The following is an 18,440-nucleotide window of genomic DNA, read 5'->3' as shown; positions in this document are numbered from 1 at the left end:
GGACCTTCCGACACTGCGTGTGCGATGCGCCCATGAACCCAACGGCCGGCACGACATCCGCAACTGGAGAACAAATGGCTTCGACTTCTGCTGATACCTATAGCCCGTCGCGCGACGATTTCGCCGCGATGCTCGACGAGTCCTTCGCAGGCGGCAACCTGCAGGAAAGCTCCGTCGTCAAGGGCAAGGTGGTTGCAATTGAAAAGGACATGGCCGTCATCGACGTCGGCCTGAAGACCGAGGGCCGCGTCGCCCTGCGCGAATTTTCCGGCCCCGGCCGTGACAGTGAACTGAAGGTCGGCGACGAGGTTGAAGTGTTCCTCGACCGCATCGAGAACGCCCTCGGCGAAGCCGTGCTGTCGCGCGACAAGGCGCGCCGCGAAGAGAGCTGGGGCAAGCTCGAGAAGGCGTTCCAGAACAACGAAAAGGTCAACGGCGTCATCTTCAACCAGGTCAAGGGCGGCTTCACCGTCGACCTCGACGGTGCCGTGGCCTTCCTGCCGCGCTCGCAGGTCGACATCCGTCCGATCCGCGACGTTGCGCCGCTGATGAACAACTCGCAGCCGTTCCAGATCCTCAAGATGGACCGCCGCCGCGGCAACATCGTGGTGTCCCGCCGCACGGTTCTCGAAGAGACCCGCGCCGAGCAGCGCCAGGAGCTGGTGCAGAACCTCGAAGAGGGTCAGGTCATCGACGGCGTGGTCAAGAACATCACCGATTACGGTGCGTTCGTTGACCTCGGCGGCATCGACGGCCTGCTGCACGTCACCGACATCGCGTGGCGCCGCGTCAACCACCCGACCGAGGTGCTCTCGATCGGCCAGACCGTGAAGGTCAAGATCATCAAGATCAACCACGAGACGCACCGCATCTCGCTGGGCATGAAGCAGCTGCTGGACGATCCGTGGCAGGGCATCGAGGCGAAGTACCCGCTGCAGGCCCGCTTCACTGGCCGCGTCACCAACATCACCGACTACGGTGCGTTCGTCGAGCTCGAGCCGGGCATCGAAGGCCTGATCCACGTCTCCGAGATGTCGTGGACCAAGAAGAACATGCACCCCGGCAAGATCGTTTCGACCTCGCAGGAAGTCGAAGTGCAGGTGCTGGAAGTCGATTCCGTCAAGCGCCGCATCTCGCTCGGCCTCAAGCAGACCATGCGCAATCCGTGGGAGGTCTTCGTCGAAGGTCACCCGACCGGTTCGGTGGTCGAGGGCGAAGTCAAGAACAAGACCGAGTTCGGTCTGTTCCTGGGCCTCGAGGGCGACGTCGACGGCATGGTCCATCTCTCCGACCTCGACTGGAAGCTTCCGGGCGAGCAGGTGATCGACAACTACAAGAAGGGCGACATGGTGAAGGCCGTGGTGCTCGACGTGGACGTCGAGAAGGAGCGCATCTCGCTCGGCATCAAGCAGCTCGAAGGCGACCCCTTCGCCGAGCCGGGCGATGTCAAGAAGGGCGCGGTCGTGACCTGCGAAGTGCTCGAAGTGAAGGAAAGCGGTATCGAGGTGAAGATCACCGGGACCGACTTCTCGACCTTCATCAAGCGCTCCGAGCTTGCCCGTGACCGCAACGATCAGCGCGCCGAACGCTTCGCCGTCGGCGAGAAAGTCGATGCCCGCGTCATCCAGTTCGACAAGAAGGCCCGCAAGGTCCAGGTGTCGATCAAAGCGCTCGAAGTCGCCGAAGAGAAGGAAGCCATCGCGCAGTACGGCTCCTCGGATTCGGGTGCGACGCTCGGCGACATCCTGGGCACCGCGCTCAAGAACCGCGACAGCAAGTAAGCGAAACGCAGCTTTCGCTGACATCGAAGCCCCGGCGCAAGCCGGGGCTTTTTTGTTGGCCTTGTTGCCCGTAGCCCGGATGGAGCAAAGCGTAATCCGGGAAGGTCTTTCGGCGCGGTGACGGCCCCGGATTACGCTTGCGCTCCATCCGGGCTACGCAGCTACCGCTTACAGCCTTGTTTTCTTCAAATTGCGCCGCAATTGATGTATCGAGATAAGCCGTCGGTCATCTCGTGACGGCACAACGCGTCCAGTCTTTCATTTGGAGATATTCCGATGTCGCTCGATTCGGACATCATCGTCGACCGTCGGCGGATCCGTCGCAAGCTGACGTTCTGGCGCGTCATGGCCGCGCTGATCGCGATCGCGGCGATCGCAAGCGTCGCGTTGATTGCGACGCCGGGTGCGCGGGGGTCCTTCGTATCCGCCGGCTCGATCGCGCGGGTCCAGATCGAGGGATTGATCCGCAGCGATTCCGATCGCACGCAGGCGCTGGAGCGGCTCGAGAATTCGCAGGCCGCCGCCGTCATCGTCCACATCAATTCGCCGGGCGGCACCACCGCCGGCTCCGAGCAGCTCTACGATTCGCTGGTCCGGCTGAAAGCGAAGAAGCCGCTGGTGGTTGTGGTCGAGGGCCTGGCGGCCTCCGGCGGCTACATCACGGCGATCGCCAGCGATCACATCATCGCCCAGCAGAGCTCGCTGGTCGGCTCGATCGGCGTGCTGTTCCAATATCCCAACGTCTCCGAGCTCTTGAAGACGATCGGCGTCAAGGTCGAGGAGGTGAAGTCGTCGCCTCTGAAGGCCGCACCCAATGGTTTCGAGCCGACCAGTCCCGAGGCGCGCGCCGCCCTCGACGCGCTGGTGAAGGATTCCTACGCCTGGTTCAGGGGACTGGTGAAGGAACGGCGTGGCATGGATGACACGCAGCTCGAGAAAGTGGCCGACGGCCGCGTCTTCACCGGACGCCAGGCGATCGATCTCAAGCTGATCGACCAGATCGGCGATGAGAAGACGGCGGTGACCTGGCTGGTCGAGAACAAGAGCGTCAAGAAGGGTCTGCCGGTACGCAACTACAAGCTCGAGCCGCGATTTGGCGATCTGCCGTTCCTCAAGACGGCGGCCGCCGTCACGCTGGAAGCGCTTGGTTTAGGCTCGATTGCGCATCAAATCGGGCAAACCGGCGTCGCGCAGGCGGTCGATCGGTTTGGAATGGATGGAATGCTGGCTCTGTGGCAACCGGCCGCCTCAAACTGAGGGGCCGGGCGAGCTTCCCAAGGTTTTCCCGTCTGACGGGCATCGGGACAGCCCGCTTTTTCGGCATTTGTCACGCATTTTCACGACGCTCAGCCTTCATTTAGCGTCTTGACAGATCAAGGTATTTTCACGGAAATGGTCATCCGCACGCTTCCGGGTCCTATCTCTCGATGATCAAATCCGAACTTGTTCAGCGTATCGCCGAGCACAACCCGCATCTGTACCAGCGGGATGTCGAGAACATTGTGAATGCGATTCTCGAAGAGATCGTAGCGGCCCTCGCACGCGGTGACCGCGTCGAGCTGCGCGGCTTCGGTGCCTTCTCGGTCAAGCATCGCCCTGCACGCGCCGGGCGCAATCCGCGGACTGGCGCGCATGTGCCCGTCGATCAGAAGAGCGTTCCGTTCTTCAAGACCGGCAAGGAAATGCGCGAGCGGCTGAACCGCGATCATCCGGATCCGGGCGCCCCAGACTGAGCTGGCATGGGGATTTGTCTTGCGGTCGTGCATGCGGCCGCAAGCTTGATTCAAGGCGAGCAAAGCGAGATGCGAAAGTTCCTGACCGCGCTGATCGTGCTTCCGCTGGGCCTGATCCTGGTGACCTTCGCCGTCGCCAACCGGCATTTCGTCACGGTCTCGTTCGATCCCTTCATTGCGAACGACCCGTCCTTGTCGGTCACCTTGCCGCTGTTCCTGCTGCTGATCCTGGTGGCGGCTATCGGCGTCTTCGCCGGCGGCTGCGCCGTCTGGTTCGGCCAGCGGCACTGGCGGCGCTCCGCGCGCCGGCATGAGGCGGATGCCCGGGCCGCCAAGGGCGAACTGGCCGATCTGCGGGCCCAGGCGGCTGCAGCAAGGCCACAGTCCCAGCGCCTTCCCGTTCCCTCCGGGGTCGGGCTTTACGGGCCCATCGGGCGAGACAAGCAGCGCGCGACGTTGTAGAAGCGGCCGCAACCGAAAGCCCCGTTTTCCGGCCGCGGACCTGCGGCCTCCATTTGCATTGAGACCATGTCCCTGCTCGTCAAGATCTGCGGCCTGTCCACGCCCGAGACGCTTCAAACGGCGCTTGAGGCGGGTGCGGATATGGTGGGGTTCGTGTTCTTTCCGCCGTCGCCGCGGCACCTGTCCCTGGAGCTCGGCCGCGACCTCGGTCGCCAGGTGAGGGGGCGCGCGCTCAAGGTGGCGCTCACCGTCGATGCCGATGATGCCACGTTCGACAACATCATGGACGCGCTGTCGCCGGACATCTTCCAGCTCCACGGCAAGGAAAGCGTCGCGCGGCTGCGCGACATCAAGCAGCGGTTCGGCCGCCCGGTGATGAAAGTGGTGCCGGTCGAGGTGGCTGCGGATCTTGCCGTGCTGCCTGGCTACGCGGCGGTTGCCGACCGCATCCTGTTCGACGCGCGAGCACCGAAAGACGCGACGCGGCCCGGCGGCCTCGGTACGCCCTTCGACTGGCGCCTGCTCGGAAACCTTGAGCTCAAGCTGCCGTATATGGTTTCGGGCGGTCTGCATGCGGGGAACGTCGCCGAAGCCCTGCGCGTCACTCGCGCTGGCGGCGTCGATGTTTCCTCCGGTGTCGAGAGCGCTCCCGGCGTGAAGGACCCGGAGATGATCAAAGCCTTCATTCGCGCCGCGCGCGCCAGCCAAGAGTTGAGTGTTCGATGAACGTCGCCAAACCCAATTCCTATCGCAGCGGCCCCGACGATCGCGGCCATTTCGGCATTTTCGGTGGACGCTTCGTCGCCGAAACCCTGATGCCGCTGATCCTCGACCTGGAGAAGGCCTACACAGCGGCCAAGGCCGATCCGGCGTTCCAGGCCGAGATGAACGGCTATCTCAAGAGCTATGTCGGCCGGCCCTCGCCGCTATATTTCGCAGAACGCCTGACCGAGCATCTCGGCGGCGCAAAGATCTACCTCAAGCGCGAAGAGCTGAACCACACCGGCTCGCACAAGGTGAACAACGTGCTCGGCCAGATCATGCTGGCGCGGCGCATGGGCAAGAAGCGCATCATCGCCGAGACCGGCGCGGGCCAGCACGGTGTCGCCACCGCGACGCTGTGTGCGCGCTTCGGCCTGGAATGCGTGGTCTATATGGGCGCGGTCGACGTCGAGCGGCAGCAGCCCAACGTCATTCGCATGGAGATGCTGGGCGCGACGGTGGTCCCGGTGCAGTCGGGCACGCGCACGCTGAAGGACGCCATGAACGAGGCGCTGCGCGATTGGGTCACCAACGTGCACAACACCTTCTACTGCATCGGTACGGTCGCAGGCCCGCATCCCTATCCGATGCTGGTGCGCGACTTCCAGTCGATCATCGGCCACGAGACCAAGGCGCAGATGCAGGAGATCGAGGGTCGCCTGCCGGATTCGCTGGTCGCCTGCATCGGCGGCGGCTCCAACGCGATGGGCCTGTTCCATCCGTTCCTCGACGATCCCTCCGTGGAAATCTTTGGCGTCGAGGCCGCAGGCCACGGCCTGACGCAACTGCACGCGGCCTCGATCGCGGGCGGCCGCCCCGGCGTGCTCCACGGCAACCGCACCTATCTCCTGATGAACGCCGACGGGCAGATCCAGGACGCCCATTCGATCTCGGCCGGCCTCGACTATCCCGGCATCGGGCCCGAGCATTCCTGGCTGCACGAGGTCGGCCGCGTGAACTATCTCTCGGCGACCGATGACGAGGCGCTCGCCGCGTTCCAGCTGCTGTCGAAGCTCGAGGGCATCATTCCCGCGCTCGAGCCCGCGCATGCCATCGCCAAGGTGATGGAGCTGGCACCGAAGCGGCCGAAAGACCACCTGATGGTCGTCAATCTCTCCGGCCGCGGCGACAAGGACGTCCCGCAGGTCGGCGACATCCTGAGGGGCAAGAAGTGACCACGCGTATCGACACCCGTTTTGCCGAGCTGAAGAAGCAGGGCCGCGCGGCCTTCGTCACCTATGTGATGGCCGGCGATCCTGATCCGGCGACGTCGCTCGAGATCGTCAAGGCGCTCTCGAAATCAGGCGCCGACGTCATCGAACTCGGCATCCCCTTCACCGATCCGATGGCGGATGGTCCCTCGATTCAGGCTGCAGGTCTGCGCGCGCTCAAGGTCGGCATGACCTTGAAGAAGACGCTGGAATTGGTGCGCGACTTCCGCAAGGACGACAATGTCACGCCGCTGGTGCTGATGGGTTATTACAATCCGATCTACATTTACGGCGTCGACAAGTTCCTGACCGATGCCAAGACGGTCGGTGTCGACGGCCTGATCATCGTCGATCTGCCGCCGGAGGAAGACGACGAGCTCTGCATTCCCGCGCTGAAGGCCGGCCTGAACTTCATTCGCCTGGCGACTCCGACCACCGACGACAAGCGCCTGCCCGCGGTGCTCGCGAACACCTCTGGCTTTGTCTATTACGTCTCGATCGCCGGCATCACCGGTGCAGCGGCGGCGGACGCGAATGTCGTCGGCGACGCTGTCGCGCGCATCAAGCGGCACACCAAGCTGCCGATATGCGTCGGTTTCGGCATCCGCACGCCGGAGGCGGCACGTGCCATTGCCGAGAAGGCCGATGGCTCGGTGGTCGGCACTGCGCTGGTCGATGCGCTCAAGAACAGCCTCGATGCGGAAGGGCGCGCGACGGCCAAGACCGTCAATGCCGTCGCCGAGCTGACCGCAGCCCTGGCCCAGGGCGTCAAGGGCGCGCAACAGGCGGCCGAATAGGCCCGAGACGACGGCTTGCCGGGGCTAGGTCCGGCGGCCATATATCCCTTCAGGCGAACCCCAGCGGGGGCTCGCACATCGGAGCAAACCATGAACTGGCTTACCAATGTGGTCCGGCCGAAGATCCGCAACATGCTGCGGCGGGAAACGCCGGAGAATCTGTGGATCAAGTGCCCGGATTCCGGACAGCTCGTGTTCTACAAGGACGTCGAGGCCAACCAGTTCGTCATCCCCGGCTCGAACTACCACATGCGCATGGGCGCGGTGGCGCGCTTGAAGTCGATCTTCGACAACGAGACCTGGTACGACGTGGCGCTGCCCGACGTGACGCCCGACCCGCTCAAGTTCCGCGACGAGAAGAAATACGTCGACCGCATCAAGGATGCCCGCGCGCGAACCAACCTCAATGACGCGATCAAGGTCGGCTACGGCAAGCTCGAAGGCGCCGCCGTCGTCGTCGCCGTGCAGGATTTCGACTTCATGGGCGGCTCGCTCGGCATGGCCGCAGGCGAAGCCATCGTGCGCGGGCTCGAGCTCGCGGTCGAGAAGAAGTCTCCGTTCATCGTGTTCGCCGCATCCGGCGGTGCGCGCATGCAGGAAGGCATCCTGTCGCTGATGCAGATGCCGCGGACCACGGTCGCAGTGCAGATGCTGCGCGAGGCCAAGCTGCCCTACATCGTCGTGCTGACCAATCCGACCACCGGCGGCGTCACTGCGTCCTACGCGATGCTGGGCGACGTGCAGATCGCCGAGCCCGGCGCGCTGATCGGTTTTGCCGGCGCGCGCGTGATCGAGCAGACCATCCGCGAGAAGCTGCCCGAAGGCTTCCAGCGCGCCGAGTATCTCAAGGAGCACGGCATGGTCGACATGGTCGTGCATCGTCATGAGTTGCGCCCGACCCTGGCGCGGCTCTGCCGCCTGCTGACCAAGGCGCCGGCGCAGGAGGGCGTATCGAAGCCGACCCAGGCCGTGACGAGCCCGGCACAGATCGTATCGGCCGCTGAGACGGCGCCGGCTGCGCCCCACGCGTGAACGCGTCCCCTGACAGCACGAAGACGCCGCTCGGCGAATTGATCGGGCGGCTGTCGGCCCTGCATCAGAAGCGCATCGATCTCGGCCTCGAGCGGATGCACCGCCTGCTCGCGCGGCTCGGCCATCCCGAACGCAAGCTGCCGCCGGTGATCCACATCGCCGGCACCAACGGCAAGGGCTCGACGCTGGCTTATCTGCGCGCGACGCTGGAGGCTGCGGGCTTGCGCGTCCACGCCTATACCTCGCCCTACCTCGTCCGCATCAACGAATGCTTCCGGCTCGGCCGCGCCGGCGGCGGCGTGCTGGTCGGTGACGATGAACTACGCGCGGCGCTGGAAGAGGTCGAGCGCGTCAATGCCGGCGAGGTCGCGACCTTGTTCGAGCTGAAGACGGCAGCCGCCTTTCATCTGTTCGCGCAGAATCCGGCTGACGTCGTGTTGCTCGAAGTCGGCCTCGGCGGCCGGCTCGACTCGACCAATGTGATCGACACTCCTGCGGCCTGCGTGATCACCCCCGTCAGCATGGACCACATGGACTTCCTCGGGGATACCCTGACATCGATTGCCGGCGAGAAGGCGGCGATCATCAAGCGCGGCGTGCCCGTGATCTCTGCGGAGCAATCGCCGGACGCCATGGCGGTGATCGAGGCGCAGGCGAGGCGCATGCGTGCGCCGCTGTTTGCCGCGAACGAGAACTGGCACGTCAATGTCGAGCGCGGACGTCTGGTCTATTCCGACGATCGTGGCCTGATGGATCTGCCGGCACCGCGCCTGTTCGGCCGCCATCAGTTCGACAATGCCGGGCTCGCGATCGCGACGCTGCGCGCGGTTCCGGATTTCAAGATCAATCAGGCCGCCTTCGAGGCCGGCATCGTGGGCGCCGAATGGCCGGCGCGGATGCAGCGCATCACCTCGGGCGAGCTGCTGTCCTGGGGTCCGCAGGGCTCGGAGATCTGGCTCGATGGCGGGCACAATGTCGAAGGCGGGCGTGTCGCGGCCGCGGCGCTGGGCGACCTCGAAGAGCGGGTGTCGCGGCCGCTGGTCGTCATCGCAGGCATGATGGCCAACAAGGATGCGCAAGGCTTCCTGGCCAATTTCGCCGGCCTCACCCGCCACATCATCGCGGTGCCGATCCCCGACACCGAGAACGCAATGCCGGCCGACCGCCTCGCCGACGCCGCGCGCAGCCTCGGCATGCGCGTCGAGCCCGCGCCCGACGTCGAAGCCGCGCTGCGGGCCCTGTCGAAGCTCGCTTATGAGGTGCCGCCGCGCATCCTGATCACGGGCTCGCTGTATCTGGCCGGTCACGTGCTGGCGATCAACGGCACGCCTCCTGCATGAGGTTGCGTGTCGCGGACGCGCGAAGCGCGAGCCGGGACCCGGAATGCCGCACCATGGGCTCCGGCTCAGCAGCGCACCACTGCGTGATGCGCCGCGTCCGGGGCACGAGATTAGGGGATCACGACAATGCGCTTTGCGGCCATCGCCGACGTCCACGGAAACTACCTTGCGCTGGAGGCGGTGCTCGCCGACATCCGCGCGCTTGGCATCACCGACATCGTCAATCTCGGCGACATGCTGAGCGGCCCGCTCGATGCCCGCCGCACGATGGAAATGCTGATGCCGCTCGACGCCGTGCACGTGCTCGGCAATCACGACCGCTATCTGCTCGACCGTCCGCCGGAGAAGATGGGCTCGTGGGACCGTCCCGCCCATGACGCACTGAATGCCGCGCAACTCGACTGGCTGCGTGCGCAGCCGATGACGCTTGTATTTCGCGATCAGGTGTTTCTCTGTCATGCGACCCCCGGCAATGACGAGATCTATTGGCTCGACATTGTGCATCCCGACGGCGCGGTGGCGCTGTCGCCGCTGGACCGGATCGAGCAATTCGCGCATGGCGTCACGCAACCGCTGATCCTCTGCGCCCACACCCATCTCGCCCGTGCCGTGCGGTTGCGTGACGGCCGGCTGATCGTCAATCCCGGCAGCGTCGGTTGCCCCGGTTTTCGCGACAAGCATCCGTATCCGCATGTCGTCGAAGCCGGCACGCCGCACGCGCGCTATGCGATCCTCGAATTGTTTGATGGTGCCTGGCAGGTGACGTTCCGAAACGTCGCGTATGATCACGAGGCTATGGCGGTGCTCGCACGTCGCAACGGGCAGCCTGAGCTCGCGAACGCGCTCGCGACGGGATGGATCGGGTAACCACGCTCGTGTCCCGGGCGCGGTGCAGCACAAAGCTCTGCAGCGCTTCGCGCTGCGTCCGGGGCACCAGACCGTGCTACTTCAGCAGCTTCATCGGATGGGCCGCCTTCTGCTTCAACTGATCGAAGCTGCATTGCCGCGGGGCCTTGTCCGGGCGCCAGCGCAGGATCGAGGTGCCATGGCGAAAGCGCTCGCCGCTGAAATGGTCGTAGCAAACTTCGATCACCAGCTTCGGCTTCAGCGGGCACCACTTTGCTGAGCGCTCGGTCGACCAGCGGCTCGGTCCGCCCGGCGCGTTGCCGGTAAAGCCGGGCTCGCCAATCAGCGCCTCCAGCCGGTCGGTCAGTTCGGGCTTCTCGCCCGCCTTGATCGCCGAGGTGAAGCCGACATGGTGCAACAGTCCCTTCGTGTCATAGAGCCCGAGCAGCAGCGATCCCACCACCTTGCGGCCGGCGATCTTGTTGGTGGCATAGCGGAAGCCGCCGACCACGCAATCGGCGCTGCGGAATTTCTTGATCTTCTGCATGCCGTCGCGATTTCCGGCCTGATACGGCAGGTCGATCCGCTTGGCGATGACGCCGTCCGAGCCGCCGCCGGATTGCGCCAGCCACTTTTTGGCCGTGGCATAGCTGGTCGTGGACGGCGAGAGACGAAAGATGCCGCCTTTCAGATTGGCTTTCGCAAATGCTTCCAGCACCGGCCGCCGTTCGCTCAGCAACTTTTTGGCAAGCTGCTCGTCTCTGGCGGTCGCGAGCAGATCGAAGGCGAGATAGAGCGCCGGGGTTTCTTCCGAGAGCTTCTTCACGCGGCTTGCGGCGGGATGGATCCGTTGCAGCAGCGCGTCGAAGGAAAAACCCTTGCCGTGCGGCACGACGAGCTCGCCGTCGAGCGTGAAACGATCCGCTTTGAGCTTCAGGGCAGCGGCCACCACTTCCGGAAAATAGCGCGCGAGGTCCTCACCTGACTTCGAGCGCAGATCGACCCGGCTGCCGTCGCGCGAGAGGAGACAGCGAAAGCCGTCCCATTTCGGCTCGTACTGCCACTCCTTGCCGCGCGGGATCTCGTCGACCGAGCGCGCCTCCATCGCAACGAGCGAGGTCGATCTTCGGGCGCGCTTTCGGGGAGGGGCTGGCAAGGACGGGACTCGTCATACGCTGAACACGTCCCGTCAACGCAGAACGGCCGGCTTTCGCCGGCCGTTGTCGAAAATAATCTTGCGCGAAACGGATCAGACCGCGGAGGTGATCCACTGCTGCAGCTTCGCCTTCGGCGCGGCGCCGACCTGGCGGGAGGCCATCTCGCCGCCCTTGAAGATCATCAGGGTGGGGATCGACATCACGCCGTACTTCGAGGCGGTCTTCGGGCTCTCGTCGACGTTGAGCTTCACGATCTTGACCTTGTCGCCCATCGCGCCGGCGATCTCGTCGAGCGCGGGTGCGATCATGCGGCACGGGCCGCACCACTCCGCCCAGAAATCGACGACCACGGGGCCGTTCGCCTTGAGCACTTCGGCTTCGAAATCGGCGTCGGAAACCTTGCTAACGGCCATTGGGAGTACCTCACACGGGTTGAAAGAATCGGCGCGACCTGGAATCGCGCCCGGGATCATGGGGTGAACCTATGAACGGCTTCTTGCCGGGTCAAGGACGCTCACACCGAGATGAAGGGATGCCAGCGCCGCGTCCAGCGCGGGGGCTGAAATCTCCATATATTCAAGGGCCTCGGTCCAGAGCAGAACGGCCCGGATGGGCTTTTGGGGATAAAGCCGCGCCAGCACCGCCCGGTACAGCGCAAGTTGCCGGACATAGGCGACGGGCGCCTGAGCCGCGCTCGCAGGCGCCGCCTGATTGGTCTTGAAATCGACGATCAAAACCTCATCCGAACGCACGACCAGCCGATCGATCTGCCCCGACACCAAGGCCGGCGGGCGGCCCGGCCGCTCCAGCCGGCCGGCGATGGCGACTTCCGCCCGGCTGCCGGCGGCAAAGACCGGCGCAAAGCGCGGTTCAGTGATCAAAGCGAGCACCTTGTCGGCCAGTGCGGTGCGATCGGCGTCGGTCCAGTCCGCGGCATTGCGCGCCATGAAGCCGAGGGCCGCCTCGCGACGCCGCTCGACGGCGATGTCGGGGAGGGATTGCAGCAGCCGATGCACCAGCGTGCCGCGTTGCAATGCGAGCGCGCGGGACTGCACCGATTCGCCGGATCGCACGCTGCGGCCTTCGTCGGCCGGCTGACCCGACGGGCGCACCATGTCATCGTCGGTGGTCTCGCGTGGCGCCGCCTCCCGTAGCCAATCGGGGAGGGCAACGGTCTGGTCCACGGATGCCGCCGGCGTGCCCAGCGCCGCCACATCCTCCGGCCGGGCGAATCGGGTCACCTTGCCGAGCGGCGTCTCGATCACCTGCTTGTCCAGACCGGAGCCGGCGAGCCCGGTGTCGACCAAATCGTACCAGCTGAGCTTGCGGACCGTCTTCATGTTGCCGGGCATGCAGCCGCCGACAATCAGCCGGTCTGCCGCGCGCGTCATCGCGACATAGAGCAGGCGGCGATATTCGTCCTCGGTCTCGTCGATCATCGCCTTGCGTGCGTCCGCGACCGGCTTGGGATCGTCGGCCTTGCGGCCGGCCCAGACCACGACCTCGCCGCCATTGCCGCGCGGCACGTGGATCAGCCGGACCCGCTGCGAGTCCGCGGGCGACGACGTGGTGTCGACCATGAACACGACGGAGGCTTCGAGACCCTTGGCGCCGTGCACGGTCATCACCCGCACCTCGTCGCGCGAGATCTCCATGTCGCGCTTCACCTCGGTGTCGGCCGAGCGCAGCCACGCCATGAAGCCCTGCAGCGAGGCCGGCGCCTTGCGCTCGTAGTTCAGCGCCAGCTCCAGGAACTCGTCGAGCGCGTCGTTGGCTTCGTGACCGAGCCGGCGCAGCATGCGGGCGCGGCCACCGTCGCCGCCGAGCAGCCAGGCGTAGAAGGCGAACGGCGTCTCCTCGCGCGCCCACATCTCGCAGGCTTCCAGGCGACGCAGCGCGGTCGCGAACTTCTCGTTGCCGACGGCGTGCTCGCCGAGCGCGCGGCGCAGCGACCCCTTGCGGTCATGGGCCAGCTGGAACAGGTCGTCGTCGTCGAGTCCGAACAGCGGGCTCTTCAGCGCCACCGCGAGCGCGAGATCGTCCTGCGGCAGCAGCAGAGCGTCCGCGAGGTTCATCAAATCGATGATCGCGATATGCTCGGTGAGTTTGAGCCGGTCGGCGCCGGCGACGGGCACGCCCGCGTGCTTCAGCGCCTGGATCACCGCGTCGAACGCATTGCCGCGCCGGCGAACCAGGATCAGCATGTCGCCGTAACGCAGAGGCCGGCGCTCGCCTTCGTGTCCCGTCAGCGTGCCGCTCTCAACCAGCCGCTTGATCTCGGCCTGGATGCGGCGCGCCAGCTTGACCTCGGGGCTCGTGGCGGCAACGCCGTCGAACGGCGCGCGCCAGCCCTCGATCTCCTGCCGGTCGTCGGCCTCGGCAAGATCCCACAGCTCGATCACGCTGGGGCCGGCGTCAGCGAGTGCATTGTGCAGGGGGTGGCCGATCTCGACCGAATGGATGCTCTTGTAGATCTGGGGATCGCGGAAGACGTGGTCGACCGAGTGCAGGATGGTGGCGCCCGAGCGGAACGAATAGGTGAAAGCAACGGGGTCGAATTTCAGCCCGGCGGCGGTGAATTTGCGGTGCAGCTCGCGCCGGCGCGCGTCGAATTCGTGCGGCGCGGCGCCCTGGAACGAGAAGATCGACTGTTTTTCGTCGCCGACCGCGAAGATGGTGCGGTTCAATCCCTCGCGCGCGCCTTCGCCGGCGGTGAACTCGGAGATGATGTGGGCGACGATGTCCCATTGCCGCGGGCTGGTGTCCTGGGCCTCGTCGATCAGGACGTGGTCGACACCGCGATCGAGCTTGTAATGCACCCAGCCCGAGGAGATGCGGTCGAGCATCGCCAGCGTCTTGTCGATGAGATCGTCGTAGTCGAGCAGGCCGCGCTCCTGCTTTTCGCGGCGATAGTTTGCGGCGGCCGCGGTCGCGATATGCAGCAAGGCTGCGGTGCGGTCGCGCATGGTCACGGCGCGGCGCTTCTCGACCAATCCGCTCACGCGCTGCGCCTCCGCCTCGAACAGGCGGGCGACGGAGGGATTATGATCACAAAATTTCTTGGTCAGCAGCGTCTTGCGCGGCAGCTTTTCGTCGGTGAGGAAGACCCCGAGATAGGCGTCAACCTGCGCGCTGCCGGAAAATATCTTGGCTTCGCGGAGCCGGCCAGCCTGGTCATTGTCGGACTTGCTGCCGTCCTCCAGCGAAAAGGCGATGTCGTCCCAGCGCGAGCGCGGCAAATAGGGCCCATCGAGAATCTCCGTCTCGACGTCCTCGATCCGGTCCCCGGCATCGACGCCCAGCGCCGCCGCCATCTGCGCGGCAGCAGCTTCCGCGTTGCCGGCCCCGTCTGTCCAGGCCATGAAATGATCGCGGCTGAGACAGGCCTCGCGCACGACCTCCTTGAAGGTGACGTCGGCGGCGCTCGCCATCGCGGTCAGCAAGGCGCGGCCGGTGACGCTCTCGGGATCGCGCGCGGCCTCCAGCAGTACCTTCAGATTGGCGCGCTCCATCATGTCGTTCTGGTCGCGCTCGTCGATGACGGAGAAGCGCGCAGGCACGTTGGCCTCGAACGGGAATTGCTGCAGCAGGCGCGTGCACAGCGCGTGGATGGTCTGCACCTTCAAGCCGCCCGGCGTCTCCAGCGCGCAAGCAAACAGCTTTCGCGCGTCACGGCGCAGCTTTGCATTGGGATGCGGGATGCCGACCGCGCGGATCGCCGCGTCGAGCGCGGGGTCATCCAGCGTCACCCAATGCCCGAGCGTGGTGAACACGCGCTCGGCCATGTTGGCGGCGGCGGCCTTGGTGAAGGTGATGCAGAGGATCTTTTCCGGCGGCACGCCCGACAGCAAGAGGCGGATCACGCGCTGCACCAGCACATGGGTCTTGCCCGAGCCGGCATTGGCCGACACGAAGGCCGAGGCGGTCGGATCCGACGCGCGCGCCTGCCGCGCACGCACCTCGTCGGGGATGGGGCGCGGTGCCTTCACCATTCCTCGATCCCCAATCCGCCCGCGGCCGACCATTCCTTGATCCGGGCGAGGTCGTCATAGGCGCCGTAGCGGTTCGTCCACATCGGCAGGTTCAGCGAGGTGTAGGGCTGGTTCTCGTCCTCGAAGGCGCGGATCAGCGCCTCCAGCTTGGCGCGTGCTTCCGCGGCCGCCGTGTCAGGCGGCTGCTGTGCGTCGCTCTGCCGATATCTGAGCTCGAGAATGCGCTCCTCGCCCGGCGGGTTGTTGCCGCTCACGCGCACATAGACGAGCTGGCTCACTGACGAGCCCGCGTCGATATCAGCGAAGCCGCCTTCGCGCAGGATCGCGGCCTCCAGCGTCAGCTGCGGCGACAGGCCCATGCGCACCTGCTTGCCGGTCGGTGGCTGCCCGGTCTTGTAGTCGAGGATGGCGTAGCTGCCGCCCTGGCGCCGCTCGATGCGGTCGGCGCGCGCGGAGAGATAGAACGTGCGCGCATTGTCGAGTGGGATCGAGATCTCGCCGCGGGTTTCTGCGGTGACCGCCTCGATCGCCTCGCGGCGCGCGGTCTCCCATTCACCGAACCAGCGCGCGATGCGCTGGAAGCGCGGCCACCACAGCGCTCGCGCCTCGGGACGTTCCATCAAAGGTGCGAAGTGCTTTTCGCCGATCTCGCGCAGCACACGGGCGGGATCGTCGGGCAGAGACGAAGCATAGGACTTGGTGAACTCACCAAGCGCTTCGTGGATCGCAGAGCCACGGTCGGCGGCCGACAAGGGCATGTCGACGGGATCGAGCGCATCCAGCCGCAAGATGTGTTTTGCGTAGATCGTGTAGGGATCGCGCAGCCAGTCCTCGATCGCGGTGACCGACATTCTCAGCGGCCGCGTCGCGCGCGGCGGCCGCGGCTCGGGCTGCTTGATCGGCTCGACCTTGTCGGGCTGATCCAGCCTGTTTGCAAATCGCACATACGTCTCACCGGCGCGAATGGCGGCCTTCCAGAGCTCGTCGCCCGCGACCGCCTCGAGCCGGTGCAGGAAGCGCGAGGCCACCGCGGGCGCGCCGCCCGCCTTGGCGGAATGGGTGAGGATGACCTCGACGCCGCCCAGCAGTTGCGCGAAGTCATGGGCGGAGAGGCCGATGCGGCGCTCCGGCAGATCGAGGCCGAGCTCGTGCCGCATCGGCCGGCTCAGCCAGGGATCGATGCGAGGCGCCGGCGGCCAGACGCCCTCGATCAGGCCGCCGACGATGATGCGGTCGGCCTGCATCAAGCGCGATTCCAGGGGGCCGTAGATCTGCAGCCTCGCGCCGGGCTTGTCGCGCCGTCGCACCGCGCGATCGCCGAAGGCGGTCTGGAAGACGTCGGGATAGTCGGGCAGCTGCACCATCAATCCGCTGGTCGTGCCGCCGCGCAGGAGATCGTCGAGGGCGCTGGCGAGCGCGAGGCCCTCGCGGTCCTCGAAAGCGAGTGGGATACCCTGCTCGTCGCGCGACAGCTCGATCATGATCTCACGGTGCCGGTGTGCCAGTTCGGCAAAGTCATATGGTTTCGCTGAGGCCAGGCTCTCGATCGGCGCCAGCACCTTCTGCAAAACGCCGATCAGCGCCTGGATGCCATCGAGATCCTCGGCCTTGAGACGCGCGCGGGGCTCGGATTTATGAAGTGCGGAAACCTCGCGGCGCCCCAGTTTTGCAAGCTCCTCGCGAAAGCGGTTGAATTCGCGCAGCAGGCCGGCGGTGCCGGCGGGCGGACGCGTGCCACGCAAGACCGCGAGTTCGAGGTCTTCGATCGTCGCCTTCCATGCGCCGCCCGCGCGTCCGAGCCGGCACAGCGGATGCTTCAGCAGCGCCAACAGCGTCGGTGGCTCCAACCCTTTCGTCGCCGCCTCTGCCGCAAGGCGCGCGAAGATTCCGGCCGAGGTTTCCATCAGCACATCGCCGCTGGAATCGTCGAAACTGAGCCCCCACCGGGTCAGCGCCGCCATCACCCGTCGCGCCAGCGCGCGGTCGGGCGTCACCAGCGCGGCGGATTTGTCGAGATGTCGCGCCTCACGCATCGCAATGGCGATGGCGAGCGCTTCCATTTCAGGATTGGGAGCCTCGACGACCGCAAGATTGTTCATGCCGCCTGAGATCTTCGCTGCGACATCAGGCTGCTTCAGCCGGTCGTGCCAGACTTCCGTCTTGGCCGAGGGGCGCATCGATTCCGATGCGAGCAGGTCGCGGCCGCCCTCAGTCGGCGGCTGAAGGATCTCGACGTCGGTGCGCTTGATGCCGAAGCGCTGCAACAGCGCGTGCATGGCATATTGCGGATGGTTCGAGGCCGGATGCTCCACGAATTTGCCGAGCGCATCGCGCACGCCACCGATGGTCCGCCAGGCGTCCTCGTCGAGATCGGTGTCGAGGCCCGGCAGCACCACGGCGCCATGGGCTAGTTGCGCGACCGCGTGCAGGAATTTCGCGGTGGCCGGCATCGAGCCGGTCGATCCCGCCGCGATCACCGGCCCGCTTGGATGCGCGGTCAGCCGTTTGGCTTCCGCCGCGATCAGGAGATCGCGCCGCGCCGCGGGCTCGATCCGGTTGATCTCGGCGAGATGAGCGGGCCAGGCGATGCGCGCGATGCGCAAGAATTCGAGCGAGTGCTGCCAATAGCGATCGAGGTTGTCAGGCACGAGGCCGTCGAGCGCGCTCCAGTCGACGCCGCGCGTGACCATGTCGTCGATGAGGCGCGCGAGATCGCCGGCGAGCGCGAGCGTCGAGGCGGGTCCGCCGACCACCAACGGCGCCAGCACCGGGCCCTTGGCCCAGGCCGCGACGAGCTGCGCCAGCGTCAGCCGCCGTTCGAGCTCGCCGAGCCGCGGCGGAATCTCGAGGGGCGTCGTGCCGGAGAATTGCTCGCCCTCGTCAGCGAAAGCGAGCTCGTCCTCGTCGATGTCGCCGAGCGCGACGATGCGCGGCAGCACCACCGCATCCGCCTTCATCTCGTCGAGGAAGATCTCGCGCACGACGCGCATGGCGCGCCGGGTCGGTAAATACAGCGTGGCGTCCGCCAGGCGCGCCGGTTCCTTGCGCGCCTCGAATCCCTCGACCAGCCGCCCCTCGAGCAGGGCCGTGACAACCGTGCGCAGGAACGGAACTGAGAGGGGAACGCTGAAGACGCGCATGAGCTGCCTGATTCGGTGGATCAGGCGCCAATATAAGGAGGCGGGATCAAATGGTCATGGGTGGAGGGTAGATAGTCCCCGTTGTTCGTGCGAGCCACCGCTCGTGCCCCGGACGCTGCGCAGCACGCAGTGATGCGCTGCTGAGCCGGGGCCCACGCTGCTTCGTTCCGTGAGGGAGGATCGAGTG

General features: G+C 65.9%; 14 protein-coding genes. 10 read left to right on the top strand and 4 right to left on the bottom strand.

What is annotated here, in order from left to right; translation table 11 throughout:
• The first annotated feature begins 74 nt into the window (after positions 1–74).
• The 10 genes from rpsA (at position 75) to AC0WRY_RS00430 (ending at position 9,985) form a co-directional block, all read left to right on the top strand.
• Positions 75–1,781, top strand: coding sequence for a 30S ribosomal protein S1 (gene rpsA, locus AC0WRY_RS00475; protein WP_194405180.1), 1,707 nt, complete (start codon positions 75–77; stop codon positions 1,779–1,781).
• 276 nt (positions 1,782–2,057) lie between these two features.
• Positions 2,058–3,038: a signal peptide peptidase SppA gene (gene sppA / locus AC0WRY_RS00470; protein ID WP_194405179.1), complete on the top strand. Its 981-nt coding sequence runs from the start codon at positions 2,058–2,060 to the stop codon at positions 3,036–3,038.
• A 170-nt stretch (positions 3,039–3,208) separates the two neighbouring features.
• Positions 3,209–3,514 carry an integration host factor subunit beta gene (locus tag AC0WRY_RS00465; protein WP_007598410.1) on the top strand — a complete coding sequence of 102 codons (306 nt, stop codon included), beginning with the start codon at positions 3,209–3,211 and terminating at the stop codon, positions 3,512–3,514.
• 69 nt (positions 3,515–3,583) lie between these two features.
• Positions 3,584–3,976, top strand: coding sequence for a lipopolysaccharide assembly protein LapA domain-containing protein (locus AC0WRY_RS00460; protein ID WP_194405178.1), 393 nt, complete (start codon positions 3,584–3,586; stop codon positions 3,974–3,976).
• 66 nt (positions 3,977–4,042) lie between these two features.
• Positions 4,043–4,702, top strand: a complete 660-nt coding sequence (locus AC0WRY_RS00455; protein ID WP_194405177.1) for a phosphoribosylanthranilate isomerase — start codon at positions 4,043–4,045, stop codon at positions 4,700–4,702.
• Positions 4,699–5,913, top strand: a complete 1,215-nt coding sequence (gene trpB / locus AC0WRY_RS00450; protein ID WP_491122539.1) for a tryptophan synthase subunit beta — start codon at positions 4,699–4,701, stop codon at positions 5,911–5,913. Before AC0WRY_RS00455 ends, trpB begins: the two co-directional genes overlap by 4 nt.
• Positions 5,910–6,746, top strand: coding sequence for a tryptophan synthase subunit alpha (trpA, locus tag AC0WRY_RS00445; RefSeq protein ID WP_194405175.1), 837 nt, complete (start codon positions 5,910–5,912; stop codon positions 6,744–6,746). The genes trpB and trpA overlap by 4 nt, the downstream gene beginning before the upstream one ends.
• A 90-nt stretch (positions 6,747–6,836) precedes the next feature.
• A complete protein-coding gene (gene accD, locus AC0WRY_RS00440; protein WP_194405174.1) occupies positions 6,837–7,778 on the top strand; it encodes an acetyl-CoA carboxylase, carboxyltransferase subunit beta in 942 nt (313 codons plus the stop codon).
• Positions 7,775–9,118, top strand: a complete 1,344-nt coding sequence (locus tag AC0WRY_RS00435; protein ID WP_194405173.1) for a bifunctional folylpolyglutamate synthase/dihydrofolate synthase — start codon at positions 7,775–7,777, stop codon at positions 9,116–9,118. Before accD ends, AC0WRY_RS00435 begins: the two co-directional genes overlap by 4 nt.
• Before the next feature lie 126 nt (positions 9,119–9,244).
• Positions 9,245–9,985: a metallophosphoesterase family protein gene (locus AC0WRY_RS00430; protein ID WP_194405172.1), complete on the top strand. Its 741-nt coding sequence runs from the start codon at positions 9,245–9,247 to the stop codon at positions 9,983–9,985.
• 76 nt (positions 9,986–10,061) lie between these two features.
• Here the strand turns inward: AC0WRY_RS00430 and AC0WRY_RS00425 are convergent, their stop codons facing one another.
• The 4 genes from AC0WRY_RS00425 to addB form a co-directional block, all read right to left on the bottom strand.
• Positions 10,062–11,069, bottom strand: a complete 1,008-nt coding sequence (locus tag AC0WRY_RS00425; protein WP_194408113.1) for an ATP-dependent DNA ligase — start codon at positions 11,067–11,069, stop codon at positions 10,062–10,064.
• Between the two features lie 144 nt (positions 11,070–11,213).
• On the bottom strand, positions 11,214–11,534 hold the full coding sequence (gene trxA / locus AC0WRY_RS00420; RefSeq protein ID WP_008540017.1) for a thioredoxin: 321 nt from the start codon (positions 11,532–11,534) through the stop codon (positions 11,214–11,216).
• Between the two features lie 69 nt (positions 11,535–11,603).
• The gene (addA, locus tag AC0WRY_RS00415) at positions 11,604–15,113 is read right to left on the bottom strand and encodes a double-strand break repair helicase AddA (protein WP_194405171.1); all 3,510 of its coding nucleotides are present in this window, start codon (positions 15,111–15,113) and stop codon (positions 11,604–11,606) included.
• Positions 15,107–18,253: a double-strand break repair protein AddB gene (gene addB / locus AC0WRY_RS00410; protein WP_491122538.1), complete on the bottom strand. Its 3,147-nt coding sequence runs from the start codon at positions 18,251–18,253 to the stop codon at positions 15,107–15,109. The genes addA and addB overlap by 7 nt, the downstream gene beginning before the upstream one ends.
• Between the last annotated feature and the right edge of the window lie 187 nt (positions 18,254–18,440).

Source organism: Bradyrhizobium sp. T-12, assembly GCF_058314695.1.
This window is presented reverse-complemented; position numbering and strand designations above follow the sequence as displayed.